The following is a 25,450-nucleotide window of genomic DNA, read 5'->3' on the forward strand; positions in this document are numbered from 1 at the left end:
TGGCGTTATATGATGGATAATGCCGGGATACAGAGAGACCCGACTCTTTTAATCTTTCAAGGAGCAAAGAATGCTGATTCTGACTCGTCGAGTTGGTGAGACCCTCATGATTGGGGATGAGGTCACCGTGACAGTTTTAGGGGTAAAGGGCAACCAGGTACGTATTGGCGTAAATGCCCCGAAGGAAGTTTCTGTTCACCGTGAAGAGATCTACCAGCGTATCCAGGCTGAAAAATCCCAGCAGTCCAGTTACTAATCTTTCCGCGTCTCATCTTTAACGGTGAGACGCACCCTCAAAATTTCTCCTTCACTTCATTTTCTTTTCGCGTTACACCCGTTCATTCATCTTTAGTCTCCCTTTTTCTGTATTACCGCTACCTTTCAGATGCCCGTTTTTCTGTTGATAAAACACTCTTTTTGGCGTTTTTACAGACTAATTGAGCGTGAAGTGTGCAAACGATAAAAGTGTGGGAAAAATTGTTTGACTTATAAGTCTCAGAAAGTAATATGTGCGCCACGCAGCGACGATGAGCGATAAACAAGTTCTTCGAAGCACTCGTAAGAGGCGTGTGGTGAGGTGGCCGAGAGGCTGAAGGCGCTCCCCTGCTAAGGGAGTATGCGGTCAAAAGCTGCATCCGGGGTTCGAATCCCCGCCTCACCGCCATTTGCATCCGTAGCTCAGCTGGATAGAGTACTCGGCTACGAACCGAGCGGTCGGAGGTTCGAATCCTCCCGGATGCACCATATTCTCCGTAACCTTCAGCGATGAAGGTATCGAAGAGGTGGCGGTACTAACCGCAGGCACCAGGGAGGATAACGTTGCTTTAGCAACGACCCTAAGGGCGAGCCACAAGGCGAGTAATCCTCCCGGATGCACCATCTCTTGCTTGATACGGCTTTAGCAGCGGTGTCAAAAAATCTGCAGTAAAGTAAGTTTCCCGATGCATCCGTAGCTCAGCTGGATAGAGTACTCGGCTACGAACCGAGCGGTCGGAGGTTCGAATCCTCCCGGATGCACCATGTTCTCCGTAACCTTCAGCGATGAAGGTATCGAAGAGGTGGTGGTACTAACCGCAGGCACCAGGGAGGATAATGTTGCTTTAGCAACGGCCCGAAGGGCGAGCCGCAAGGCGAGTAATCCTCCCGAATGCACCATCTCTTGCTTGATATGGCTTTAGTAGCGATATCAATATCAGCAGTAAAATAAGCTTTCCCGATGCATCCGTAGCTCAGCTGGATAGAGTACTCGGCTACGAACCGAGCGGTCGGAGGTTCGAATCCTCCCGGATGCACCATTCTCTTCGTATTATCCACGATTGATAATCTTCATGGTCTGCAAAATTGACGCAAGCACCAGGGAGGATAACGTTGCGCCAGCAACGGCCCGAAGGGCGAACGCCAGTGAGTCATCCTCCCGGATGCACCATCTTCTCCAAAAGATCCCCTCAAAAATATTTCATTTCTAAATGACGATTTTATCCATTTCCTGAATAATCTTCCCCTTCGCCATCAGCGACAAAATCAAGCAATTACGCTAAAGTAGCGTCATATTTTTCGATTTGTGAGAAGGCCATGTACGAGCGTTATGCTGGTTTAATATTTGATATGGATGGCACCATTCTGGATACCGAGCCTACGCACCGTAAAGCGTGGCGCGAAGTATTAGGACGTTACGGTCTTCAGTACGATGTACAGGCCATGATCGCACTTAATGGTTCGCCTACCTGGCGTATTGCCCAGGCGATCATTGAGTTGAACCAGGCCGATCTCGACCCACATGCTCTGGCGCGTGAAAAAACAGAGGCGGTAAGAAGCATGCTGCTGGATAGCGTCGAGCCGCTTCCTCTTGTTGACGTAGTGAAGAGTTGGCATGGTCGTCGCCCAATGGCTGTCGGTACGGGGAGTGAAAGTGCCATCGCTGAGGCATTGCTGGCGCACCTGGGATTGCGCCGTTATTTTGACGCCGTCGTTGCTGCCGATCACGTCAAACATCATAAACCTGCGCCAGACACATTTTTGTTGTGCGCACAGCGTATGGGAGTGCAACCAACACAGTGCGTGGTCTTTGAAGATGCTGATTTCGGTATTCAGGCTGCTCGCGCCGCAGGCATGGACGTTGTGGATGTTCGCTTGTTGTGAGTGAGGCGCTATCGCTCTTCTCGTTGTTTGCCAGTAGTTTTCTCAGCGCTACACTATTACCCGGCAATTCGGAAGTTGTGCTGGTGGCAATGTTACTTTCTGGGGTGAGTCATCCCTGGGTTTTAGTATTAACAGCAACAATGGGTAATAGCCTTGGAGGGTTAACTAACGTTATCCTTGGGCGTTTCTTTCCATTGCGCAAAACATCGCGCTGGCAAGAAGAAGCCATTGGCTGGCTGAAACGCTATGGCGCAGTCACACTCTTATTAAGCTGGATGCCAGTGATTGGCGACTTACTGTGTCTGTTAGCGGGATGGATGCGCATCTCGTGGGGACCAGTAATCTTTTTTTTGTGCCTTGGTAAAGCGTTGCGCTACGTTGCGGTTGCAGTAGCCACCGTTCAGGGCATGATGTGGTGGCACTAATTGTAGGCCTGCACACATGGCCACCATTACAGTTATGCTAATTAAAACGATTTTGACAGGCGGGAGGTCAATTTGATCCCGGACGTATCACAGGCGCTGGCCTGGCTGGAAAAACATCCTCAGGCATTAACGGGGATACAGCGCGGTCTTGAGCGCGAAACTTTACGTGTTAATCCAGATGGCACACTAGCAACAACGGGTCATCCTGAAGCATTAGGTTCCGCACTGACGCATAAATGGATCACGACCGATTTTGCCGAAGCGTTGCTGGAATTTATTACGCCGGTCGATGGCGATATTGAACATATGCTGACCTTTATGCGCGATTTGCATCGCTATACCGCGCGTAACATTGGCGATGAGCGGATGTGGCCGTTAAGTATGCCATGTTACATCGCGGAAGGTCAGGATATCGAACTGGCGCAGTATGGCACTTCCAATACCGGTCGCTTTAAAACGCTGTACCGTGAAGGGCTGAAAAATCGCTATGGCGCGCTGATGCAAACCATCTCCGGCGTACACTACAACTTCTCTTTACCAATGGCATTCTGGCAGGCGAAGTGTGGTGATATCTCGGGCGTTGACGCCAAAGAGAAAATCTCAGCGGGCTACTTCCGTGCTATCCGTAACTACTATCGTTTCGGTTGGGTTATCCCGTATTTGTTTGGCGCTTCCCCGGCGATTTGTTCTTCTTTCCTGCAAGGTAAACCGACGTCGCTACCGTTTGAGAAAACCGAGAGTGGCATGTACTACCTTCCGTATGCGACCTCTCTTCGTTTGAGCGATCTGGGCTATACCAATAAATCGCAAAGTAATCTTGGTATTACCTTTAACGATCTCTACGAGTACGTAGCTGGTCTGAAGCGGGCAATTAAAACGCCGTCGGAAGAGTACGCGAAGATTGGTCTTGAGAAAGACGGCAAGCGACTGCAAATCAACAGTAACGTACTGCAGATTGAAAATGAACTGTATGCGCCGATTCGACCGAAACGCGTTACTCGCAGCGGTGAGTCGCCTTCTGATGCGCTGTTGCGCGGCGGCATTGAATATATCGAAGTGCGTTCGCTGGATATCAACCCCTTCTCACCGATAGGTGTTGATGAGCAGCAGGTGCGTTTCCTCGACCTGTTTATGGTCTGGTGTGCGTTAGCTGACGCGCCGGAAATGAGCAGTAGCGAACTTGCCTGTACACGCGTTAACTGGAACCGGGTGATCCTTGAAGGGCGTAAGCCGGGGCTGACGCTGGGAATTGGCTGTGAAACTGCACAATTCCCGCTGCCGCAGGTGGGCAAAGATCTGTTCCGGGATCTGAAACGTGTTGCGCAAACCCTGGACAGCATTAACGGCGGCGAAGCGTATCAGAAAGTGTGTGATGAGCTGGTAGCCTGCTTTGATAATCCCGATCTGACTTTCTCTGCCCGTATCTTACGGTCTATGATTGATACTGGCATTGGCGGAACTGGTAAAGCATTTGGTGAGACTTACCGCAATTTGCTGCGTGAAGAGCCGTTGGAAATTCTGCGTGAAGAGGATTTTATTGCCGAACGCGAAGCGTCTAAACGCCGTCAGCAGGAAATGGAAGCTGCAGATACCGAACCGTTCAAGGTGTGGCTGGAAAAACACGCCTGACAGAAAAGAAAAAGGCCACTCGTGAGTGGCCAAAATTTCATCTCTGAATTCAGGGATGATGATAACAAATGCGCGTCTTTCATATACTCAGACTCGCCTGGGAACAAAGAGTTCAGAATATTTTAAAAAAAATTACCGGAGGTGGCTAAATGCCGTTGTTAGATAGCTTCACAGTCGATCATACCCGGATGGAAGCGCCTGCAGTTCGGGTGGCGAAAACAATGAACACCCCGCATGGCGACGCAATCACTGTGTTCGATCTGCGTTTTTGCGTGCCGAACAAAGAAGTAATGCCAGAAAAAGGTATCCATACTCTGGAGCATCTGTTTGCTGGTTTTATGCGCAACCATCTTAACGGCAACGGCGTTGAGATCATCGATATCTCGCCAATGGGTTGTCGCACCGGTTTCTATATGAGTCTGATTGGTACGCCAGATGAGAAGCGTGTCGCTGATGCCTGGAAAGCGGCAATGGAAGATGTACTGAAAGTGCAGGATCAGAATCAGATCCCGGAACTGAATGTCTACCAGTGTGGCACTTACCAGATGCACTCGTTGCAGGAAGCGCAGGATATTGCACGTAGCATCCTGGAACGTGGTGTGCGTATCAACAGCAACGAAGAGCTGGCGTTGCCGAAAGAGAAATTACAGGAACTGCACATCTAGTCAGTTTAAGCAGAAGAAGCCGGACATGCAGTAGCACCGTCCGGCTTGCCTGATGCGCTACGCTTATCAGGTTGATGCAGGGAGCGCGCCACCCGTATACCGCGACGGGCGGCAAAGTGGCATTAAAAGAGATATTTCATGCCCAGCATTCCCTGGGTATCGCTGTAACCGTTGTCACCCAACTGCTGGGCGACGTTGCCCCACAGTTGCAGACGCGGATTAAGCTGACCTTCCACCCCGACTTTTAACTCACCGATGTTACGCGCACCGATGATTTCATCGCTGATGCCATCCATCTTCACACTGTAATTGCGGGAGTTATAAATCCAGTTGGCTTCCACAAAAGGCTGGAAGGAACGCTCTTTATGCTCATCAAGAGCATTATGGCCTTGCAGATACGCTTTCACCCCCAGACGCGTTTGTAGGTTGCCTTCGGTGCTGTCCTCAACCAGAGTGCCATTGTCTTCAGTATGATTGTCTGCCTTCACATCCATCCACGTCAGTTGCATTTTTGGCTGCAACCAGTAGCTGGTACGCGCATCGGCGCTTTCACCAAGACGGAAGGTATAACCCGCTTCAATGGCAGCGGTGATGCCGTCAGAGTGATATTTCTCACCCGGCAGGTACTCGCCGGAGACGGTGTTATCAAACCAGTTATAGAGCAACCAGCTATCAACATAAGTCCCGGTTTTGTCCGCTTCGTTAGCGTACCAGGTGCCATACACCCCCACACTGTAGCCGTCGATTTGCCCACGTGAGCTGTACCCGGTCAGGTTGGAATGGGTGTGACTCTTGCTGTTGGCATAGCCAGCCATTAAGCCGAGATGCCAGCGATCAAGGTCATTAGTGCTCCATTGTGCGAGGTCACCGCCCAGTTGCAGAACATAACGGTTGCTCTGGGTGCTCAATTCATCCGAACGATCTTTAAAGCGATTATGTCCGCCAATGTTACGCATCCACAGACTGGTCACTTTCTGCTCGCCGGTCAGCAGGTCGGTGTATTGTGTTTCCCCCAGACGGTCATGCAGTCGGGTATTAAACAGCGTATTTGCCGCCTGAATATTGGCCAGATAACTGCCAATTTCCGGGCGATACAGATGTTTTCGTTCTGGTTGTGGAACAGATGGCGTAACAGGTGGCTCCGGTGTCACAGGCGGTTCTGGTGTTACAGGCGGTTCTGGTGTTACAGGGGGGGCTGGTGTTACAGGGGGGGCTGGTGTTACAGGTGGCTCAGGGTCTGGTTCCGGGATGACGGGCAGTTCCGGTGGGGTATACGGTCCTGCGGGAATTTCACTGGTTAAAAACCAGTTCTGGTTGTCGCTTTTTACCACGTTGTAGTCATAGGGACCGGCAACAATACGACCTTCTTTACTAAACGTTCCCTCTGATGCGCCAGTTATTTCAATAATGCGGATCCCTTCAAGCGTATCGGCTCCCTGACCACCGGCATTACTAACACTCACACGGGTATGACCAGACGTGTTGCCTTTTACAATTAATTTATCAGTCGCGGAATTATCATCGCCGAGTTCGGTACGCATAACTAACAAACCATTATTAGCAGTGTAATTGCCATTAATGGTGAGTGTGGCAGGCGTGAATTTGTCGCCATTTTTTGAGGAAGATAGTGTTGCTGTACCCGCCAAATCCAGTGTATTTAAGGTTTGTGAAAAACCGTCTAAATCGATATTCCCTTCACTGTCGACAACATAATCGGAGTTTGGGCTGAAGGTATCGTTGACACCGGCGTGCAAGGTGCCTTTATTTATATTCGTTTGGCCAGAGTAGGTATTTGCGCCTGTCAACGTCGTGACTCCGGAACCTTCCTGGTTAACTTCGCCTTTGCCAACTATATCTGCAGCCAGGATAAAATCTTCGCTGGAGTGGTTAAAATTAATTTGTGCAGCACTATCCCCGGCATTACTTCCCATATGGATAATCGGCGTCTTGATGATCCCCGCTTTCTGTTCTGCTTCTCCCTGCGCTCCACCAATGTTTAGAATACCGGTGCTGGTTTCTGCTATCCCAAGCCAGATAAATTGATTAGCACTGACCGTGGCATTATTACTAACGGTAAGTATCCCCTTGGCCTCGTTCTGCACTGAACTCAATCCCCCGAGGTTGATATATTCATTCACTGTTAATGAAGAATTGTCGCCATCAACCAGCGTTTCACCGTATCCAGTCCCGTGAAAATCCCCTGTACTTCCAGTAAAACCAATGAGCACATCCTTTGATGCTGTAAGACGACCGCCATGCGTGATTTCGAGTTTACCTGTTCCCTGATCGCCGACCATCACATACGTTGCAGAAACGGAAGAACCCGCACCGTCAATAATGACTTGCCCTTGTGCCCGGTAATCAAATTCACCGATTCTGAATTCATTTAAATCGGTGATAGTACTGCCGCTAAGCACCATTAAGGTTCCCGAACCACCATTGGTTCCCAAATAAATATCGCGTTCATTAGGCGATGCATGGCTAAGTGTCAGATGAGAGTTATTTTCTAATTTTATTGTCCCTGACGTCGCATTACCGATTGTGATTTTAGCAGTAGCCAGATCCCTTCCGTCGATATTCAACGTTCCTTCACTTGTTGCACCAACATTAAGATAATGAAATTGATCCCATCCTGGCGAATTATTTTCTGATGAAGATAATGTTACGACATCATTATTATTAATTATAACATCGCTGCTGATAGTGGTAGGTGGTGCTCATGCCAGTGAAACGGGTATTGATAACACGGTCGAAATAGCTATTGCCAGCGTTGACAAGGGATGCTTTTTGATGTTCATAAAGTTCCTTCTCATCCTTATGATTTATTTTAAGATAAATAACAAATCCACAGTAACGACGTAAAGACTTAATTTTTAAGACCACTGAAAAGGGTTACTGCTCTATCAAATGAAGAGTAGTGCGTGAAACCAATGTTTATAAACCAGTTTAATTTGTAATTAATTTAATATTAATTTGTTTTGATGGTTTAGGCGTTGTGCTAAAAAATAAGTTGCATAATTTTCCATAGGAAAAATCTTTAAATACATTAAGTGGTAAAAAGTGACAAAAAGAAAAGTTAGAAAAATCATCAAGATATATTCTGTCGATGTTTTTCTTGAATTTAATAATGATGGCAAATTAATTTTATGTTTATTGTTTGCACATTTACTTAGAGTTGGTAAATACCGGGATTATTGTCAAAAAAATAATATAAATATGCTTTCCGTACATCGATAAAATGCATAAAAATATGAGATAAAATATGCCGCTATTAGGAAAAATATAAATATATTGTCTGTTTTTTTTGATTGATGAACTGCTTATTAAGCAACCCTGAATAATGGCATCATTTGGCATTGATAAAACAACCGTTTGCAGAATAGGCAAATAAAAAGGGAGCCGCAGCTCCCTTTGACAACATTAATGCGCACCGCCTCCGCCGCCACCTGCGCCAAATGGCGGCCTGGCAAACCACACCAGTCCCAGCAGGACGAGGAATATCCCGGCCGACATCCAGAAGATCTCATTAGCGGAAATAATCAGCCCCTGATTGGTGATCTGCTGAGCAATCCAGCCGGAAGCCTGCTGTTGCGTCATTCCCAGACCCTCCAGTTGATGGTACATCGCCTGGGCGTTCGGGTTATACGGATTCACCGACTCGGTCAACTGCGCATGATGCAGCGACTCGCGGTTGGTCCACATGGTAGTGGTTATCGACGTGCCAATAGACCCCGCCAGCGTTCGCGTAAAGTTGGAGAGACTCGACGCCGCCGCCAGTCGTTCAGGTGGCAAACCAGAAAGCGTAATGGTGGTCAGCGGCATAAAGAAGCAGGCCACCGCGAAGCCCTGGATAAACTGCGGCCAGGCCGACGCGCCAAAATCCATACCGGGTTCAAAGGTATAAGCACGCCAGTAGAAACAGACGGCATACATAATAAAGCTGAAGGTTACCAGCCGACGCATATCCAGTTTATGCGCAAAACGACCGATAATTGGCGACAGGATCACCGGGATAATCCCTACCGGCGCAGACGCCAACCCTGCCCAGGTTGCTGTGTAGCCGTAGACTTCCTGCAACAATTGCGGCAGCAAAACAATCGCGCCGAAGTAGAGCATATAAGCGAGGCTGATACACAAGCAGCCAATGGTAAAATTGCGTGACTTAAACAGCGACAGATCAACTATTGGGTTGTCATCTGTCAGCTCCCAGACAATCAGGAAGCTGATAGCCACTACCGCCACCACGGTGAGAATGATAATTTCCTGTGATGAGAACCAGTCCAGTTCTTTACCCCGGTCGAGCATAATCTGCAGGCTACCGATACCAATCACTAACAGCGCCAGCCCCACGGCATCAATCCGTCGCCGCTCGGTGCGGGTTTCGCGTCCGCGCAAGGTCTGTAGCGTCATCAACACCACTGCCACGCCAATTGGCACGTTGATAAAGAAGATCCAACCCCAGTGATAATTGTCGCTGATATAACCGCCGAGGATCGGGCCGCAAATAGGCGCGACAATCACCGTCATTGACCACAAGGCCAGTGCGATGGAACGTTTGGCTGGCGGGTAGTTATTCAGTAATAGACTTTGTGACAGCGGGATCAATGGCCCGGCGACAATACCCTGAATGACGCGGAAGAAGATCAGCATATTCAGACTACTGGAAACACCACACGCCCACGAAGCAATGGCGAAGGCGATGGTCGACCAGAGGAACAGCTTCACTTCCCCGACGCGCTTCGCCAGCCAGCCGGTAAGCGGGATCGAGATGGCGTTCGCCACCCCGAAGGAGGTGATCACCCACGTTCCCTGGCTGAGCGATGAGCCAAGGTTTCCGGCGATAGTAGGGATCGCCACGTTAGCAATGGTGGAGTCCAGCACCTGCATGAATGTCGCCAGCGATAGCGCAATCGTCATAATGACCAGTTGCGCACCTTCCAGCGGTTTTTGCTGTTGCATCACACGCACCTCTGGATTAGCCAGCGTTAGCTTTTACGATATCGTCGATCAGTTTATTGACGGGTTCCAGGCTGATTTCACGAGCGGTACTTACTGCTACCGGCGTGGAACGTACTTTGTTAGCCAGTACCTGGCCGTCACGGTTAGTGGTATTGACGCTCACCAGTGTGGATAAACCGATCCGTAGCGGATATTGCTCAAGTTGCTTTTGATCCAACTCGATGCGAACAGGCAGACGCTGAACCACTTTGATCCAGTTACCGGTAGCGTTTTGCGCCGGAAGCAGCGAAAACGCGCTACCCGTACCCATATCCAGGCCGACCACTTTACCGGTGTATTTCACGTCATCACCGTAAATATCAGTGGTGATGGTGACCGGCTGGCCGATACGCATATTGGCAATCTGGGTCTCTTTAAAGTTGGCATCCACCCACATATTAGTCGCCGGAACGACCGCCATCAGCGGCGTTGTTGGGCTAATTTGCGCACCCGGTTGAACGGCACGGCGGGAGACATAACCGGTCATCGGGCTGACAATACGGGTACGTTCCAGCGCCAGCCAGGCATTGCGCACTTCAGTGGCAGCTTGTTGCACGGCCGGTTGATCTTCCAGTTTAGTACCCAGAATCATCGCCTGATTGGCATTGTATTGTTGAATGGCGACATCCAGTTGCGCCTGGGCGCAGGTAACAGCATCGCGGGCGTGTTGCAGCTCTTCGCGGCCAATCAGGTTGGCATTACCCAGCGGCACGCGGCGGTTGTAGTCGCTTTGTGCTTTGGCGAGGGCGATTTTCTGCACCTCAATATTTGCCTGCAACTGCTTGCTGTTAATCATCAGTTGGTGGGTCTGACGTACGCTGGAAGCCAGTGCTGTTTTGGCTTTTTCAAACGCCTGGCGAGCATCAGTCGGGTCGAGAGTGACCAGCACATCGCCTTCTTTTACAAAATCGGTGTTATCGGCCCAGACTTTCGTCACGCTGCCTGACACCTGAGACATAATTTGAATCTGATTCCCTGCCACGTATGCGTCATCAGTTTCTTCGAAATGACGCAGTACCAAAAACCAATAAATCCCTATCGCTACGGCAATAATAATAAAGAGCAAGGTGAGAAGGAGGAGCAGACGCTTACGTTTGCCGCTCTTCTTTACCGGTTGCTGCGGGCTTTGTGTCTCCGCATTTGCGCTCATAGTATTCTCCACGATCTTATTAACTCATCGGCTGAGCCGACCTGCTTGCCAAAAAGGCCAGCACGTTGCGATGCTGGCCGGTCAGTTTTTCTTTTATAAATCTGGATTTTTGAGCGAGATGACGCGTTAGCTCATCGCTTCGAGAACCGCACCGTCTTGTTCCATCTGATCGAGACGGGAGAGCAATTTGCGGGTGATTTGCTCAAGCTGATCTTTTTCTGTTGTGCTGAGCGCGGACCAGAGTTGATGCAGGCAGTTATGCTGCGGCGGTAAAACCTCGCGCAAAAACTCGTGACCTTTTTCCGTTAATTGCAGATGCAGGCAGCGGCGATCGTTATCGCTTTCACGACGTTCGATCCAGCCGCGTTTTTCCAGTTCATCGGCAATACGCGTCGCATTGGTACGGGATGATCCAAGAGCACAACTTAATTCAGAAGGCTGAATGCTGTGGTTTTCCTGAGACTCCAGCGTAATCAACGCCATAAACAACGTCTCGTTAATCCCCTGAGCCTTCAGCATTTTATTGCGGTTTTCCAGCAACTTGCTCTGCATATGCATGCAAAGACGGGTCAGAAGGATCTCCTGATAAGGAAAATCTTCGTGGCGGCTGGCGCGAAATTTTAGCATTTGTTCAATGGGCGTAAACGAACTATCCATTTGGGTATGACCTCATTAATTTCAGCTGATATAGTAACGACAGTGACAAATAAAGTAAATGTATTGTTTTAGAAAAATGATTCTTGTGGGTTATATAATCGCCATCACTTTCCAGGCCAGCCCGTAGGCCAGCGCACTTATCAGAGTGGGGACGATAATGCTGCGTGTTTTATAGAAACTGCCACCCAATACTGCAAAACCAACCAGTGTGGGCACGAAGCGGCGTGAGTCGTGCATCACTTCTGGTGCGGTAGAGACAACCAGCAGAGCGCAAATTGAGGCGATGCCAATGGTGTCGAGCAAAATACCCACCGCGCCACGCTTGGTTGGGCGGGTATTACCCACCCGCAGGCGCAGTGGTAAATAGCGGAAGCAGTAATTCGCCGCGCCAACCAGTAATCCAAGCAGTAAAACCTCATAGCTCATCAGCGGCTCCTTGCCAGAATGCCTGGATTAACGCAGTGAGACAGCCAAAGACAATGCCTGCCAGAATGGCGACGGGAATAGAAAATAGCGTTACGCCTGCAAGGGCACCAACTAACGCTGCGGTAACGCAAAGAGATTGTTTGCGCTGGAAAGAGGCGAGCAGGAAACTCATAAAGAGAGCCGGCAGCATAAAGCCTAATGCTGCTTCAACGGCGGGATAACCTTGCAGCAAACCGCCGCCCGAAAATGCCCCTATTACCGTACCAAATACCCACGATGACCATGAACTGAAGGCAATGCCGATCATCCAGTTTTCGCTCCAGCGGCGATTATTACGTACCAGTTTTGCCGTTGCAGCGGCAAAAACCTCGTCCGTCAGGCCAAACGCCCACAGGGCGGTTTTCGATTTTTGCAGACGCTGAACAATACGGCTACGCAGTGACGGGCCATACAAAACATGGCGAACATCCATTGCCATCACGGTCAGTGCAGCAATCCACAAACTACTCCCGGCTGCCAGCATCGCGGTAATGACAAACTGGCTCGCACCTGCATAAATGATGCAGGAGAAAAAAACACTTTCGAGGGGAGTGAAGCCCTGGCGGGTTGCATTCAGACCGAACGCAAAAGCCACCGGAATATAACTAATAACAATCGGTAAACTGTCTTTGCATCCTTCCATGAAGGTCGCCGGACCAGAAGCTGGCAGAGGAGTAGGGCTTACCATAGAGTGTACGCTTAACGATTGTTAATATTATAAACAGACTGAATGAATATCTTAACCTTATCAGACTGATGGGCTTCTTAACACCCTTATAAGTGTAAAGCCACGAAAACGGTTGCTGATTGCTTAATTTGCGGCTTCCTGACGATGAAAACCTCGCCACCAGACCACCAGGTTAACCAGGGCGATCACCGCGCCAGCCAAACAAACGCCAGCCCAACCCGCATGTTGCCAGGCGGATGCAGAAATCAGTGAACCGGCAGCACCGCCAATAAAGTAACTGGTCATGTAGCCTGCGGTCAGGCGATTACGCGCATCAGGGTGAATACGGTAAATCACGGTTTGATTGGTGATATGCACGCCCTGGACGGTGAGATCCAGCACCAGGATGCCGATAATCAGCGCCAGTACGGAAGTTTGACCAAACCAGATTGACAGCCATGAAAGTAACAACAACAGCAGACCAAACGTTGTTGTGAGGTGCGATTTTCCTTTATCGGCAAAACCGCCCGCCGGGCGAGCGCCTAACGCCCCGGCAGCTCCCGCAAGGCCAAACAGACCAATCACGCCATCGCTGTAATTAAAAGGCGGCGCGGCGAGCAAAAAAGCCATCGATGTCCATAGAATGCTGAAGTTGGCAAAGGTCAGGCAGCCCAGTAACGCGCGGGTACGCAGGATCTTATCGCTGATAAACATGCTGAAAACGGAACCTAACAACTGTGGGTAGTTGAGGTGGTTTTCTGATTTCATTTGTGGCAGGCCGCGCCATAACGCCAGCGCCATCAGTGCCATTAACACCGATGCGACCCAGAAGACGGTGCGCCAGCCGCCGAGGTTTGCCAGCAATCCTGCAACGGTACGTGCCAGCAAAATCCCCAGTAGCAAACCGCTCATAATGGTGCCAACCACCTTGCCGCGTTTGTCTGGTGAAGCCAGTGTTGCCGCCAGTGGAACCAGAATTTGCGCCACGACCGAGAATAAACCGGTTAATGCCGTTCCGAGGATCATCATGGCGAGTGATTGACTGCTGGCGGTGATCAACATACCGCCTGCAGCCAGTAAGGTCATGGAAACAATCAGGCGTCGGCGTTCAAACATATCGCCCAATGGGACAAGAAACAGCAGGCCAGCGGCATAGCCTAATTGTGCGGCGGTGACAATAAAGCCCGCCGAACTGGCGGAAAGAGAAAAGTTACGCGCGATGGTGTCGAGCAATGGCTGGGCGTAATAGTTGCTGGCGACTGCCAGACCGGTGGCGATCGACATCAGCACGATCAGCGCCGGGCTAAGCTCATGATTGGTTTTAGTCATTATTGTTGTTTATCAGGTGATGATTAGTCTGGAAATCAATAATAGCGGATGTTGATGAATATGGGATGAAAGATAGATTGTTGAAATGTGCGGGTAATGGGGAGAGGGTATTTGAAAGTGAAATATGTCACTAAGGCAAATGTTACGTTCACTTCCAGACTATAGCTACTTTGTCACTATTTTGCTGGTGAACGTGCCAGGCTGGCTCAGTCGCCACCACCCTGGCGACCCAGGCTTTTGGCACAAAATCGCCGCTACGCGGTACATTCGACTTATTTCTTACGGCTATCGGGTACGGGCGCGAGGTAACATATATGGACGCTCCCGGAATGCAATGCTTTCTTCAGTTATGTAATAAAACGGGTAGGTGCAGCCATATATCCGGTTTCTGATGTAATGCCGATCAGTTAAGGATCAGTTGACCGATCCAGTGGCTGTGTAAGAATCCGGAAACGCTCACTCGTTTCCGGATTTTTTTATGCTCATTGGACAGGCCCTTGATTTGGTATCCCGTTACGATTCTCTGCGTAACCCACTGACTTCTCTGGGGGATTACCTCGACCCCGAACTCATCTCTCGTTGCCTTGCCGAATCAGGTACTGTAACGCTACGCAAGCGCCGTCTTCCCCTCGAAATGATGGTCTGGTGTATTGTTGGCATGGCGCTTGAGCGTAAAGAACCTCTTCACCAGATTGTGAATCGCCTGGACATCATGCTGCCGGGCAATCGCCCCTTCGTTGCCCCCAGTGCCGTTATTCAGGCCCGCCAGCGTCTGGGAAGTGAGGCTGTCCGCCGCGTGTTCACGAAAACAGCGCAGCTCTGGCATAACACCACGCCGCATCCGCACTGGTGCGGCCTGACCCTGCTGGCCATCGATGGTGTGTTCTGGCGCACACCGGATACACCAGAGAACGATGCAGCCTTCCCCCGCCAGACACATGCCGGGAACCCGGCGCTCTACCCGCAGGTCAAAATGGTCTGCCAGATGGAACTGACCAGCCATCTGCTGACGGCTGCAGCCTTCGGCACGATGAAGAACAGCGAAAATGAGCTTGCTGAGCAACTTATAGAACAAACCGGCGATAACACCCTGACGTTAATGGATAAAGGTTATTACTCACTGGGACTGTTAAATGCCTGGAGCCAGGCGGGAGAACACCGCCACTGGATGATCCCTCTCAGAAAGGGAGCGCAATATGAAGAGATCAGAAAACTGGGTAAAGGCGATCATCTGGTGAAGCTGAAAACCAGCCCGCAGGCACGAAAAAAGTGGCCGGGGCTGGGAAATGAGGTGACAGCCCGCCTGCTGACCGTGACGCGCAAAGGAAAAGTCTGCCATCTGCTGACGTCGATGACGGACGCCATGCGCTTCCCCGGAGGAGAAATGGCGGATCTGTACAGTCATCGCTGGGAAATCGAACTGGGATACAGGGAGATAAAACAGACGATGCAACTGAGCAGGCTGACGCTGAGAAGTAAAAAGCCGGAGCTTGTGGAGCAAGAGCTGTGGGGTGTCTTACTGGCTTATAATCTGGTGAGATATCAGATGATTAAAATGGCAGAACATCTGAAAGGTTACTGGCCGAATCAACTGAGTTTCTCAGAATCATGCGGAATGGTGATGAGAATGCTGATGACATTGCAGGGCGCTTCACCGGGACGTATACCGGAGCTGATGCGCGATCTTGCAAGTATGGGACAACTTGTGAAATTACCGACAAGAAGGGAAAGAGCCTTCCCGAGAGTGGTAAAGGAGAGGCCCTGGAAATACCCCACAGCCCCGAAAAAGAGCCAGTCAGTTGCTTAACTGACTGGCATTACACCTTTCTGGGAGCCTGTACATAGATTTGTGTAATTGCCTGATTTTGATATGTTCAATCCAGCATCAAATGAAGGTTAATTTATGGACGAAAAACAGTTACAGGCTCTGGCTAACGAACTGGCCAAAAACCTCAAAACCCCTGAAGACCTCAGTCAGTTTGATCGGCTGCTGAAAAAGCTCAGCGTTGAAGCCGCTCTCAATGCAGAGATGACACACCATCCTGGGTATGAGAAAAATCAGTCCAGACCAGGAGCTAACTCCCGCAACGGTTTTTCCACAAAGACCGTTATCACAGGCGACGGTCCACTGGAACTGCGTACTCCGCGCGATCGTGACGGTACCTTCGAACCACAACTGGTAAAGAAAAATCAGACCCGTATTACCGGGATGGATAACCAGATCCTCTCGTTGTATGCCAAAGGGATGACCACCCGTGAGATAGCTGCTGCGTTCAAAGAACTGTATGACGCAGATGTTTCACCGGCACTGATATCAAAGGTTACCGATGCCGTGATGGAGCAGGTTGTAGAATGGCAAAACCGACCACTGGATGCTGTTTACCCCATTGTTTATCTTGACTGTATCGTCCTGAAAGTTCGGCAGGACAGTCGCGTCATCAACAAATCGGTGTTCCTGGCACTGGGCATCAATATCGAAGGTCAGAAAGAACTGCTGGGTATGTGGCTGGCCGAAAATGAAGGGGCGAAGTTCTGGCTCAATGTGCTGACTGAACTGAAAAACCGCGGTCTGAACGATATCCTCATCGCCTGTGTGGATGGCCTGAAAGGCTTCCCGGATGCCATCAACACAGTATATCCGAAGGCCCGCATCCAGTTATGCATCGTGCATATGGTGCGCAACAGCCTGCGCTTCGTGTCATGGAAGGACTACAAAGCCGTCACTCGCGACCTGAAAGCGATTTATCAGGCTCCCACGGAAGAGGCAGGCCAGCAGGCACTGGAAGCGTTCGCTGCGGCCTGGGACTGTCGCTATCCTCAGATAAGCCGAAGCTGGCAGGCTAACTGGCCGAATCTTGCCACGTTCTTCGCTTATCCAACGGACATCCGCAAAGTGATCTATACGACGAATGCCATCGAGTCGCTAAACAGCGTGATCCGCCATGCGCTCAAAAAGCGTAAAGTGTTCCCGACAGACGACTCGGTGAAAAAAGTGGTGTGGCTGGCAATCCAGTCTGCGTCCCAGAAATGGACGATGCCGTTGAAGGACTGGCGAATGGCAATGAGCCGCTTTATTATCGAGTTCGGTGACCGCCTGGACGGTCACTTCTGAGAAAAGGCATTTACACAGAATCTTAAACAGGCTCACTGACTGGCATTAGGTTTCTGATGGGATTTTTATCCCGAACCATGATGAAATCCGCCAAGCAGGTACCAATCATCCTCTACGGGCTAACTTGCCCTTGTTACCTCTCGGTGTATCCTGCCTGCGGTCTTACCTGTTTTGCCATCTTCTGAAGTCACCTGCACCTACCAGGACGTTAACTTTTTTTCAGCACCTCGTCAGATTGACTGACCTTGTGTCAGGCGAGCTGCCGAGGTTGATATTCAGTATTGTGTGACAACATTGACCACATGATCCTCGCTGTTTTTGCCGCCATGGCGACAACAGCTACATTGTAGTGCTTCCGCTCAAGGAGTCCCTGAAGCCAGGAATTCTCCTCAACCGCGCCGTTTCGGTTGACCCAGGCGGTAAGTGCGCGTGCGCCGTGAACCAGCAGGTATCGGAAATATCCCTCTCCACGTTTGCTGATCCCTCCCGGTTGCTGTTTCCCGCCGCTGGAATGTTCCTTTGGTGTCAGCCCCAGCCATGAAGCTGAAAAACGTTCTTTGCCAGGTCGATACCAAGAGTTGATACTTTCATATGGACGCTCCTAATTTTTCAGGACGTATTGCAACGATCCAGTCTGGTACTTTGATACCGTAAAATCTGGAGCGTCCATCTCATTATCCCTGTAAGACGCGCCCTCGCCGCGCATCGCCCCGGCCTTCAGAAAACGTCTCATCGATTTTCAGCCGGATTAAAACCATCGCTGCAATTGTTTTACTCACATGAGCATTATCTGCGCGGTTATCAATATTTACTTTTGCGCTGCCAGCGCCTCATTCACCCAGCCATCAAACTGCTGCTGGTGGGCTTTGATCCAGCCATCAACGTGGCCCTGAATATCGCCTTCAGAGGCTTTGCCGTCATGCATAATGGCGTTCTGGGCGTTAATGTCCGCAACCGGCAACTGCATAATGGCGAACAGTTTCGCTGCCGCCGGGTTTTTCTCGGCCCAGGCTTTGTTGGCAACGATATGCATGGTGCTAACCGGGAAGCCGTAATTTGCGCCATTCGGCAGTTTGGTATCGGCGTTTTTATCACCCGGCAGTGCGGAGAACGGCACCTGCAACCAGACTACATCTTTCCCCGGCTTCAGTTCGTTACTCACCCAGTACGGTGTCCAGGTGTAGTAAAACACCGGCTTGCCCTCTTTGTAACGGCTGATGGTGTCGGCCATCATCGCCGCGTAGTTCCCCTGATTATGGGTTACGGTATTCGTCAGATCATAAGCGGCAAGCTGGTAGTTGATAGCGCCTTCGCAGCCCCAGCCGGGGTTACAGCCAGTTAAATCCGCTTTGCCATCGCCGTTGGTATCAAACAGTTTGGCAATCTTCGGATCTTTTAGCTGCGCGATGTTGGTAATTTTGTACTGGTCGGCCGTTTTCTTATCGATCAGGTATCCCTGCGCAGCGCCGTTAACAAATGTCCCTTCGCGATAAAACTTCTTATCGCCACCGGCAGCCTCATACATGTTGTCATGCAGCGGCGTCCAGTTCACAGCGGTAAAGGTCGCATCGCCGGAAGCCAGTGACGTATAACCAACGTTGTAATCCACTTCGCTGGGTTTGTTGACGGTATAACCTAATTTTTCCAGCGCACGGCTGACCAGCAACGTCTGGAAGGTTTCTTCGGTAATGGTGCTCTGAACCGGATTAACGGTAATACCTTTGCCCGGCAGATCGGCAGCAAAAGTTTGTGTAGAGATAAGCGTGGCAAACGCTGTCGCAAAAAGTACGCTATGTCGCATTGTTATTCCTTTTTTTGGCAGGGTGGCAATGCCCGGCGTCACCGGGCAGGTGCAGAGTTATTTAATGAACGGACGGGTCAGCAGACCGACAGGGCCAGTGGTGTACCAGCGACGGTTGCCGCGACTACGTGAGTCGCGCCCCACGGCCTGTGTCAGGCGATCGAGGATAATGGCGAGGATGACAATCCCGACGCCGCCAACGGTGGCAAGCCCCATATCCAGACGCCCGATACCGCGCAGTACCATTTGACCCAGCCCGCCGACGGCAATCATCGAGGCGATGACCACCATAGAAAGGGCCAGCATCAGCGTCTGGTTGACGCCCGCCATAATGGTCGGCATCGCCAGCGGTAACTGAACTTTGAACAGCATCTGGCGCGGGCTGGCACCGAATGAGCGCGAGGCTTCAATCAGATCCGCCGGAACCTGGTTAATCCCCAAAATGGTCAGACGGATAATAGGCGGCAGAGCAAAGATGATGGTCACCACCACGCCCGGCACGTTGCCGATACCAAACAGCATGACGATTGGCACCAGATAGACAAACGCTGGCGTCGTCTGCATGGCATCAAGCAGTGGACGGATGATTTTTGCTGCCCGTGGGCTTCTTGCCAGCCAGATCCCCAGCGGCAAACCGATGACAATACAGAATAGCAGGGCGGTTAACACCAGCGCCAAAGTCACCATTGCCTGCGACCATGCGCCGATCGCGCCGATAGCAATCAGTGAAACCAGCGTCGCCACGCCCATTCCGACACCGGAAATCTGCCAGGCTATCAGGGCGAAAACGATAATTGCCACAGGCGCGGGCATCCCCAGCAGCAGTTGCTGGAAACCGTTGAGGATATAATCCACCGGAACGCGCACACCCTGGAAGAGGGGGCGGAAATGGGTAACGACCCAGTCGATCCCTTCAGTTACCCAACTGTCGAGTGGGATCAGCGTCTTATGAAACGGATCGAGAATATTAAAATGCTCGACATTTGGTGCAGGCGTACTGGTCAGCCAGTCAGCGCCGCCGCCGTCAGTCGGTGCCGCAGCCGGTGTACCCCAGGCATCTGCGGATTGTGCGGCGCTGTCTGCCGCTGGCGTGGTATCCCACGGATTATTTTGATCAGCCATTATTTACCCCCTCACGATCTAAAGCGCGCAGCAGCATTCCTTTCGAAATGATGCCGACATACTGTTGGTCCTCGTTGACCACGGGCACCGCACAGGGTGCCTGTCCGACATGAGAGAGCAACTCGCTAAGAGGCGTTTGCGCATCGACCGCTAACGGCGCATCAATCAGCGCCGCATCAAGACCTTGCTGCTGCGTTAATGCTGCTTTTAACGAATCGATAGAGACTGCGCCGACAAATTTATTACCGCGTTCGATGACGTAGCCATATTCGCGATCTTCATCCTGTAATAATTTCAGTGCCGAACGCGGACCGAAGCCGGGGGTTTTACGAATTAAACCATTCGGGCTGCGGCGAGCAATATCTTTCGCGCTGAATACCTGACTAATATCAACGCCGCGGAAGAAGGTGCGGACATAATCATTCGCCGGATTATTGAGAATTTCATCCGGTGTGCCGACCTGTACCACTTCGCCATTTTGCATAATGGCAATTCGGTCGCCAATACGCATAGCTTCATCGAGATCGTGAGAAATAAAGACAATGGTGCGCTGATGTTTCGCCTGTAATTTTACCAGTTCATCCTGCATCTCGGTGCGAATTAATGGATCGAGCGCCGAGAAGGCTTCATCCATTAATAAAATATCCGGATTAATGGCTAATGCACGGGCTAATCCAACACGTTGACGCATTCCACCAGAGAGTTCGTCCGGGTAGCTGTGGGCATAATTTTCCAGACCTACCTGACGTAGTGCATCAATGGCTTTTTCCCGACGCTCTTCGGCGTTAATTCCGGCTAGTTCCATGCCAAACGCGGTATTGTCCAGCACGGTCATATGCGGCATTAAGGCAAAGGACTGAAAGACCATCGCAATCTTTTTTCTGCGCACCTCACGGAGTTCGACGTCGGATATTTTGGCAATATCTACACCGTCAATCAGCACTTGTCCGCGGGTGGGTTCAATCAGGCGATTGAGAAGGCGTACCATTGTGGATTTACCCGAACCGGATAATCCCATGATGACAAATATCTCGCCTTCTTCAATGGCCAGACTGGCGTCTTTTACGCCAAGCGATAGCCCAGTTTTTTCCAGAATTTGTTCTTTTGAAAGTCCTTGTTCGATATATTTGAAAGCTCGCTGTGGATGCTCACCAAATATTTTATAAAGATTTTTGATTTCTAATTTAATTGCCATGCAATAGAAAGATTCCTGTTATTTGTTTATGTCGATATATTACCCAATGGAAATAGTCACTTTTTTCTACCCTAACATACTGAGAATCTGAGGCAACCCCTGAGGGCAAATGTGGCATGAATATTGATGCGAGCAAATTGCCGGAGTTTCCCGTGATATAAGGGCTGAGAGCAAATCGAGAAAAGTTGATATTTTTTGTTATAGATAGCGAAAAAACGCCTGAATATTGTGGTTTCAGGCGAATAATGCAACAGAGGGTCAGTGTAGAACACCACAAAATATTTGCGTGATAAAAAGCTGTTTAACTGGAATTATTTCCCTGCTGTGGGTGGTGATATTTTTGAAAAATAACCTCGTCAAAAATTCCAGTCTTCGTCTTCTGTTTCGACCGCTTTTCCCATCACATAAGAGGAACCAGAGCCGGAAAAGAAATCGTGATTTTCGTCGGCATTCGGTGAAAGCGCGGCAAGGATTGCCGGATTTACTTCTGCCATTTCTGCTGGAAATAACGGTTCGTATCCCAGATTCATTAAGGCTTTATTGGCGTTGTAACAGAGAAACGCTTTCACATCGTCAGCCCATGTTGTTTCGGCGTACAGCTCATCGGTGTATTGCAACTCGTTGTCGTAAAGTTCCAGCAATAAATCGAAGGCGAAACTCTTTAATTCTTCACGTTGTGCCTGGGAGATTTTTTCCAGGTTTTTCTGATATTTATAGCCAATGTAATAACCGTGTACTGCTTCATCGCGGATAATCAGGCGGATTAGATCGGCGGTATTGGTCAGCTTTCCGCGACTGGAAAAATACATTGGCAGCCAGAAGCCGGAATAGAACAAAAATGATTCAAGAAAGACACTGGCGATTTTCTTTTTCAGCGGGCTATCACCGCGATAATATTGCTGAATAATCTGTGCTTTTCGTTGCAACGGCGCATTTTCTTCACTCCAGGCATAGGCGGCATCAACCTCTTTTGTCTGGCACAGCGTCGAGAAAATAGAGCTGTAAGAGCGGGCATGAACGGCTTCCATAAAGCTGATATTCGACAACACTGCTTCTTCATGGGGCGTGAGTGCATCGGGTATCAACGAAGGCGCGCCGATAACGTTTTGCAACGTGTCGAGCAGCGTCAGTCCAGTAAATACGCGCATCGTCAGTTGTTGTTCGATGGTACTTAACGTTTGCCACGCGGGAATATCGTTCGACAGTGGCACTTTTTCCGGTAGCCAGAAATTGCTGGTCAGGCGATTCCATACTTCCAGATCTTTATCGTCAGTAATCTTGTTCCAGTTGATGGCGCTGATATGTGAGAGTTTCATAGATATTCCTTAAAGTGCACAGGAGACGCAGCCTTCAATTTCAGTGCCTTCCAGCGCCATCTGACGCAGGCGGATGTAGTAGAGCGTTTTGATACCTTTGCGCCAGGCGTAAATCTGCGCTTTATTGATATCCCGAGTGGTGGCGGTATCGGGGAAAAACAGCGTCAGCGACAGCCCCTGATCGACATGGCGAGTCGCTTCGGCGTAGGTGTCGATAATCTTTTCCGCGCCAATTTCGTAAGCGTCCTGATATAGCGCCAGATTTTCGTTAGTCATAAACGGGGCAGGGTAGTAAACGCGTCCTGTTTTGCCCTCTTTGCGTATCTCTACTTTCGCCACAATCGGATGAATACTCGACGTAGCATGGTTGATATAAGAGATAGAACCGGTTGGCGGCACCGCCTGAAGATTCTGGTTGTAAATGCCGTAGTGCATCACGTCGTCGCGCAGTTGCGCCCACATCTCACGGGTAGGTAACGTAATACCGCTACGGGCAAACAGTTCGCCAACTTTCGCCGTTTTCGGCTGCCAGTTCCCTTGCAGATATTGGCTAAAATATTCACCGCTGGCATAGCGTGACTGTTTGAATCCGGCGAAGGTTTCACCACGTTCGCGCGCCAGCAACATCGAAGTGCGCAGGGCGTGCCAGGTGATGGTGTAGAAATAGAGATTGGTAAAATCCAGTGCTTCCGGCGAACCGTAAACGATACCCTCACGCGCCAGATAGCCGTGCAGATTCATCTGCCCCAGGCCGATGGCGTGCGAGGCGGCATTTCCGGCTTCGATGGACGGCACGCTGCGGATATGACTCATATCTGACACCGCCGTCAGACCGCGCACGGCTGTCTCTACCGTGCGGGCAAAGTCTGGCGAATCCATAGTGTGAGCAATATTCAACGAGCCTAAATTGCAGGAAATATCATGGCCTGTGCGAGCATAGTCGAGATTCTCGTCATACGCTGAGGCGCTGTTAACCTGCAAAATTTCTGAGCAGAGATTACTCATATTTATGCGCCCGGCAATAGGGTTAGCACGGTTAACCGTATCTTCATACATGATGTAGGGATAGCCGGACTCAAACTGGATCTCCGCCAGCCGCTGGAAGAAATCACGGGCGTTGATGTATTTTTTGCGGATGCGTTCATCGGCAACCAGTTCGTCATAGTGTTCGCTGATGGCGATATCAGCAAACGGCTTGCCGTAAACTCGCTCAACGTCATAGGGCGAAAACAGCGCCATCTGCGCATTCTCTTTCGCCAGATGGAAGGTGACATCCGGGATCACTACCCCCAGCGACAACGTTTTAATGCGGATTTTTTCATCGGCATTTTCCCGTTTTGTGTCGAGAAAACGCAGAATATCGGGATGGTGTGCGTGCAGATATACAGCCCCAGCCCCCTGACGAGCGCCGAGCTGGTTGGCATAGGAAAATGCGTCTTCCAGCATTTTCATCACCGGAATCACGCCAGAAGATTGATTTTCAATACGTTTAATCGGTGCACCCGCTTCCCGCAGATTCGACAGCAAAAACGCCACGCCGCCGCCGCGTTTCGACAGTTGCAGTGCGGAATTAACCGCCCGACCAATCGACTCCATATTGTCTTCAATACGTAGCAGAAAACAGGAAACCAGTTCGCCTCGCTGCTGTTTACCACAGTTGAGGAATGTTGGCGTGGCGGGCTGAAAGCGTCCTGATAGCATCTCATCGGTTAGCTGCGTCGCCAGCGTCTCATCACCTTGCGCCAGCGTTAGCGCCACCATCGTGACCCGATCGGCAAAATCTTCCAGATAACGTTTACCGTCGAAAGTCTTCAGCGTATAGCTGGTGTAAAACTTCCATGCACCGAGGAACGTCTGGAAACGAAAACCACTGGCGTGTGCATGGGCAAACAGCGTAATGACAAAGTTGCGAGAGTAGCGGTTGAGGACGCTTTCATCATAGTAACCTTCGTTGACCAGCCAGTTCAGGCGCTGCTGCTGGCTGCTAAAAGTCACACTGTTCGGGCGTACATGTGTCGCCATAAAAGCGTCTACTGCCTGGCGATCTTTATCGAACTGAATGCGACCCGCACTATCGTAAAGGTTAAGCATCGCATTCAGGGCGTGGTAATCCATCGTTTCCTGCGTCAGGCGGTCTGCGGTTGTCGTTGCCAAAATTCGGTTACTCCTTTACGAACGTTTTCGATATCGCTTTGCGTACCCATGAGTTCAAAGCGGTATAGCCACGGCACGTCGCATTTCCGGGCAATCACATCTCCGGCGCGGCCATACGCCTCACCAAAATTGCGATTACCCGAAGCAATAACGCCGCGAAGCAACGCCCGGTTATGTTCGTCGTTTAAAAAGCGAATCACCTGCCGTGGCACAGCGCCAGCCGTACCGCCACCGCCGTAAGAGGGCACGATCAGGATGTAAGGCTCGTCTACCTGAATCCGTTCCCGCTCATTGAGCGGAATGCGCACGGCGGGCAGCCCTAAACGTTTGATAAAGCGATGTGTGTTTTCGGAGCTACTGGAGAAGTAGACGAGCTGACTCATGCGCTGGCTGCATGTGGCGCTGGATGCAGGCGGTTGATCATGTCCGGACGAAAGCCAGACCAGCTAAGATCACCTGCAATCACTACCGGCAACTGGCGAAAGCCCTGGGCACGTAACGCCTCTGCCGCTTCAGGATCGCGATCGACATTAATCATCTCAAAGTCAAAGCCACGGTTTTCCATTGCTCGTTTGGTGGCGTGGCATTGAACGCAATCGTTACGAGTGTAAATGGTAATGCGCATG

General features: G+C 50.5%; 22 protein-coding genes, 4 tRNA genes and 1 pseudogene. 11 read left to right on the plus strand and 16 right to left on the minus strand.

Annotated features, from left to right (window positions below; translation table 11 throughout):
- The first annotated feature begins 70 nt into the window (after positions 1-70).
- The 9 genes from csrA (at position 71) to luxS (ending at position 4,858) form a co-directional block, all read left to right on the plus strand.
- Positions 71-256: a carbon storage regulator CsrA gene (csrA, locus tag C1192_RS22175; RefSeq protein ID WP_000906486.1), complete on the plus strand. Its 186-nt coding sequence runs from the start codon at positions 71-73 to the stop codon at positions 254-256.
- 315 nt (positions 257-571) lie between these two features.
- Positions 572-664 (plus strand) — tRNA-Ser (locus C1192_RS22180).
- Between the two features lie 3 nt (positions 665-667).
- Positions 668-744: transfer RNA gene (locus tag C1192_RS22185), tRNA-Arg, on the plus strand.
- A 199-nt stretch (positions 745-943) separates the two neighbouring features.
- A tRNA-Arg gene (locus C1192_RS22190) sits at positions 944-1,020 on the plus strand.
- A 198-nt stretch (positions 1,021-1,218) separates the two neighbouring features.
- Positions 1,219-1,295: transfer RNA gene (locus C1192_RS22195), tRNA-Arg, on the plus strand.
- A gap of 277 nt (positions 1,296-1,572) precedes the next feature.
- Positions 1,573-2,139, plus strand: a complete 567-nt coding sequence (yqaB, locus tag C1192_RS22200) for a fructose-1-phosphate/6-phosphogluconate phosphatase (protein ID WP_016249107.1) — start codon at positions 1,573-1,575, stop codon at positions 2,137-2,139.
- The gene (locus tag C1192_RS22205; RefSeq protein WP_001287460.1) at positions 2,136-2,564 is read left to right on the plus strand and encodes a YqaA family protein; all 429 of its coding nucleotides are present in this window, start codon (positions 2,136-2,138) and stop codon (positions 2,562-2,564) included. The genes yqaB and C1192_RS22205 overlap by 4 nt, the downstream gene beginning before the upstream one ends.
- Before the next feature lie 72 nt (positions 2,565-2,636).
- Positions 2,637-4,193 (plus strand): glutamate--cysteine ligase, encoded by a 1,557-nt coding sequence (gshA, locus tag C1192_RS22210; protein WP_038355656.1) that lies wholly within the window; start codon positions 2,637-2,639, stop codon positions 4,191-4,193.
- Positions 4,194-4,342: 149 nt separating this feature from the next.
- Positions 4,343-4,858, plus strand: a complete 516-nt coding sequence (gene luxS, locus C1192_RS22215; RefSeq protein WP_001516930.1) for an S-ribosylhomocysteine lyase — start codon at positions 4,343-4,345, stop codon at positions 4,856-4,858.
- A 122-nt stretch (positions 4,859-4,980) separates the two neighbouring features.
- On the opposite strand, the gene C1192_RS22220 is transcribed toward luxS, so the two are convergent.
- The 7 genes from C1192_RS22220 to C1192_RS22255 form a co-directional block, all read right to left on the minus strand.
- On the minus strand, positions 4,981-7,560 hold the full coding sequence (locus C1192_RS22220; protein ID WP_370567172.1) for an autotransporter outer membrane beta-barrel domain-containing protein: 2,580 nt from the start codon (positions 7,558-7,560) through the stop codon (positions 4,981-4,983).
- Positions 7,561-8,278: 718 nt separating this feature from the next.
- Positions 8,279-9,817, minus strand: coding sequence for a multidrug efflux MFS transporter permease subunit EmrB (emrB, locus tag C1192_RS22225; RefSeq protein ID WP_001516928.1), 1,539 nt, complete (start codon positions 9,815-9,817; stop codon positions 8,279-8,281).
- 16 nt (positions 9,818-9,833) lie between these two features.
- Positions 9,834-11,006 carry a multidrug efflux MFS transporter periplasmic adaptor subunit EmrA gene (emrA, locus tag C1192_RS22230; RefSeq protein WP_038356018.1) on the minus strand — a complete coding sequence of 391 codons (1,173 nt, stop codon included), beginning with the start codon at positions 11,004-11,006 and terminating at the stop codon, positions 9,834-9,836.
- 126 nt (positions 11,007-11,132) lie between these two features.
- Positions 11,133-11,663, minus strand: a complete 531-nt coding sequence (gene emrR / locus C1192_RS22240; RefSeq protein WP_000378441.1) for a multidrug efflux transporter EmrAB transcriptional repressor EmrR — start codon at positions 11,661-11,663, stop codon at positions 11,133-11,135.
- Positions 11,664-11,753: 90 nt separating this feature from the next.
- On the minus strand, positions 11,754-12,089 hold the full coding sequence (ygaH, locus tag C1192_RS22245) for an L-valine transporter subunit YgaH (protein ID WP_001516926.1): 336 nt from the start codon (positions 12,087-12,089) through the stop codon (positions 11,754-11,756).
- Complete coding sequence (ygaZ, locus tag C1192_RS22250; RefSeq protein ID WP_000254577.1) at positions 12,079-12,816, minus strand: L-valine exporter subunit YgaZ; 738 nt, start codon at positions 12,814-12,816, stop codon at positions 12,079-12,081. Before ygaZ ends, ygaH begins: the two co-directional genes overlap by 11 nt.
- A 123-nt stretch (positions 12,817-12,939) precedes the next feature.
- A complete protein-coding gene (locus C1192_RS22255; RefSeq protein ID WP_038356019.1) occupies positions 12,940-14,124 on the minus strand; it encodes an MFS transporter in 1,185 nt (394 codons plus the stop codon).
- Positions 14,125-14,602: 478 nt separating this feature from the next.
- On the opposite strand from C1192_RS22255, the gene C1192_RS22260 reads away from it, so the two are divergent.
- Together C1192_RS22260 and C1192_RS22265 are read left to right on the plus strand one after the other, a co-directional pair.
- Complete coding sequence (locus C1192_RS22260) at positions 14,603-15,931, plus strand: IS4-like element IS4 family transposase (protein WP_103194760.1); 1,329 nt, start codon at positions 14,603-14,605, stop codon at positions 15,929-15,931.
- A 96-nt stretch (positions 15,932-16,027) separates the two neighbouring features.
- On the plus strand, positions 16,028-17,236 hold the full coding sequence (locus tag C1192_RS22265; RefSeq protein WP_103194764.1) for an IS256-like element IS1414 family transposase: 1,209 nt from the start codon (positions 16,028-16,030) through the stop codon (positions 17,234-17,236).
- Between the two features lie 250 nt (positions 17,237-17,486).
- Here C1192_RS22265 and C1192_RS22270 read toward each other — a convergent pair.
- From C1192_RS22270 to nrdH, 9 genes and pseudogenes are all read right to left on the minus strand, one after another.
- A pseudogene (locus tag C1192_RS22270) lies at positions 17,487-17,780 on the minus strand (transposase); the annotation flags it as partial.
- 57 nt (positions 17,781-17,837) lie between these two features.
- Entirely contained in the window at positions 17,838-17,969 is a 132-nt protein-coding gene (locus C1192_RS25755; RefSeq protein WP_256734113.1) for a hypothetical protein, read from the minus strand.
- Positions 17,970-18,044: 75 nt separating this feature from the next.
- Complete coding sequence (gene proX, locus C1192_RS22275; protein WP_001216516.1) at positions 18,045-19,037, minus strand: glycine betaine/L-proline ABC transporter substrate-binding protein ProX; 993 nt, start codon at positions 19,035-19,037, stop codon at positions 18,045-18,047.
- A gap of 57 nt (positions 19,038-19,094) precedes the next feature.
- Entirely contained in the window at positions 19,095-20,159 is a 1,065-nt protein-coding gene (gene proW, locus C1192_RS22280) for a glycine betaine/L-proline ABC transporter permease ProW (RefSeq protein WP_000774962.1), read from the minus strand.
- Entirely contained in the window at positions 20,152-21,354 is a 1,203-nt protein-coding gene (gene proV, locus C1192_RS22285) for a glycine betaine/L-proline ABC transporter ATP-binding protein ProV (RefSeq protein WP_038355761.1), read from the minus strand. The genes proW and proV overlap by 8 nt, the downstream gene beginning before the upstream one ends.
- A 356-nt stretch (positions 21,355-21,710) precedes the next feature.
- A complete protein-coding gene (nrdF, locus tag C1192_RS22295) occupies positions 21,711-22,670 on the minus strand; it encodes a class 1b ribonucleoside-diphosphate reductase subunit beta (protein WP_038355760.1) in 960 nt (319 codons plus the stop codon).
- A gap of 9 nt (positions 22,671-22,679) precedes the next feature.
- Positions 22,680-24,824, minus strand: a complete 2,145-nt coding sequence (gene nrdE, locus C1192_RS22300; protein WP_000246498.1) for a class 1b ribonucleoside-diphosphate reductase subunit alpha — start codon at positions 24,822-24,824, stop codon at positions 22,680-22,682.
- A complete protein-coding gene (gene nrdI / locus C1192_RS22305; protein ID WP_001516921.1) occupies positions 24,797-25,207 on the minus strand; it encodes a class Ib ribonucleoside-diphosphate reductase assembly flavoprotein NrdI in 411 nt (136 codons plus the stop codon). The genes nrdE and nrdI overlap by 28 nt, the downstream gene beginning before the upstream one ends.
- Positions 25,204-25,449: a glutaredoxin-like protein NrdH gene (gene nrdH / locus C1192_RS22310; protein ID WP_001223225.1), complete on the minus strand. Its 246-nt coding sequence runs from the start codon at positions 25,447-25,449 to the stop codon at positions 25,204-25,206. The genes nrdI and nrdH overlap by 4 nt, the downstream gene beginning before the upstream one ends.
- Position 25,450 lies beyond the last annotated feature (1 nt).

Origin of the sequence: Escherichia marmotae, assembly GCF_002900365.1 — a bacterium.
Taxonomy (GTDB): domain Bacteria; phylum Pseudomonadota; class Gammaproteobacteria; order Enterobacterales; family Enterobacteriaceae; genus Escherichia; species Escherichia marmotae.

What these genes read in the sequence shown, in the direction of transcription:
- csrA (WP_000906486.1), top strand. Translation starts at nt 71, where the DNA reads ATGCTGATTCTGACTCGTCGAGTTGGTGAGACCCTCATGATTGGGGAT.
- yqaB (WP_016249107.1), top strand. Translation starts at nt 1,573, where the DNA reads ATGTACGAGCGTTATGCTGGTTTAATATTTGATATGGATGGCACCATT.
- luxS (WP_001516930.1), top strand. Translation starts at nt 4,343, where the DNA reads ATGCCGTTGTTAGATAGCTTCACAGTCGATCATACCCGGATGGAAGCG.
- emrB (WP_001516928.1), bottom strand. Translation starts at nt 9,817, where the DNA reads ATGCAACAGCAAAAACCGCTGGAAGGTGCGCAACTGGTCATTATGACG.
- emrA (WP_038356018.1), bottom strand. Translation starts at nt 11,006, where the DNA reads ATGAGCGCAAATGCGGAGACACAAAGCCCGCAGCAACCGGTAAAGAAG.
- emrR (WP_000378441.1), bottom strand. Translation starts at nt 11,663, where the DNA reads ATGGATAGTTCGTTTACGCCCATTGAACAAATGCTAAAATTTCGCGCC.
- ygaH (WP_001516926.1), bottom strand. Translation starts at nt 12,089, where the DNA reads ATGAGCTATGAGGTTTTACTGCTTGGATTACTGGTTGGCGCGGCGAAT.
- ygaZ (WP_000254577.1), bottom strand. Translation starts at nt 12,816, where the DNA reads ATGGTAAGCCCTACTCCTCTGCCAGCTTCTGGTCCGGCGACCTTCATG.
- C1192_RS22255 (WP_038356019.1), bottom strand. Translation starts at nt 14,124, where the DNA reads ATGACTAAAACCAATCATGAGCTTAGCCCGGCGCTGATCGTGCTGATG.
- C1192_RS22260 (WP_103194760.1), top strand. Translation starts at nt 14,603, where the DNA reads ATGCTCATTGGACAGGCCCTTGATTTGGTATCCCGTTACGATTCTCTG.
- C1192_RS22265 (WP_103194764.1), top strand. Translation starts at nt 16,028, where the DNA reads ATGGACGAAAAACAGTTACAGGCTCTGGCTAACGAACTGGCCAAAAAC.
- C1192_RS25755 (WP_256734113.1), bottom strand. Translation starts at nt 17,969, where the DNA reads ATGAGACGTTTTCTGAAGGCCGGGGCGATGCGCGGCGAGGGCGCGTCT.
- proX (WP_001216516.1), bottom strand. Translation starts at nt 19,037, where the DNA reads ATGCGACATAGCGTACTTTTTGCGACAGCGTTTGCCACGCTTATCTCT.
- proW (WP_000774962.1), bottom strand. Translation starts at nt 20,159, where the DNA reads ATGGCTGATCAAAATAATCCGTGGGATACCACGCCAGCGGCAGACAGC.
- proV (WP_038355761.1), bottom strand. Translation starts at nt 21,354, where the DNA reads ATGGCAATTAAATTAGAAATCAAAAATCTTTATAAAATATTTGGTGAG.
- nrdF (WP_038355760.1), bottom strand. Translation starts at nt 22,670, where the DNA reads ATGAAACTCTCACATATCAGCGCCATCAACTGGAACAAGATTACTGAC.
- nrdI (WP_001516921.1), bottom strand. Translation starts at nt 25,207, where the DNA reads ATGAGTCAGCTCGTCTACTTCTCCAGTAGCTCCGAAAACACACATCGC.
- nrdH (WP_001223225.1), bottom strand. Translation starts at nt 25,449, where the DNA reads ATGCGCATTACCATTTACACTCGTAACGATTGCGTTCAATGCCACGCC.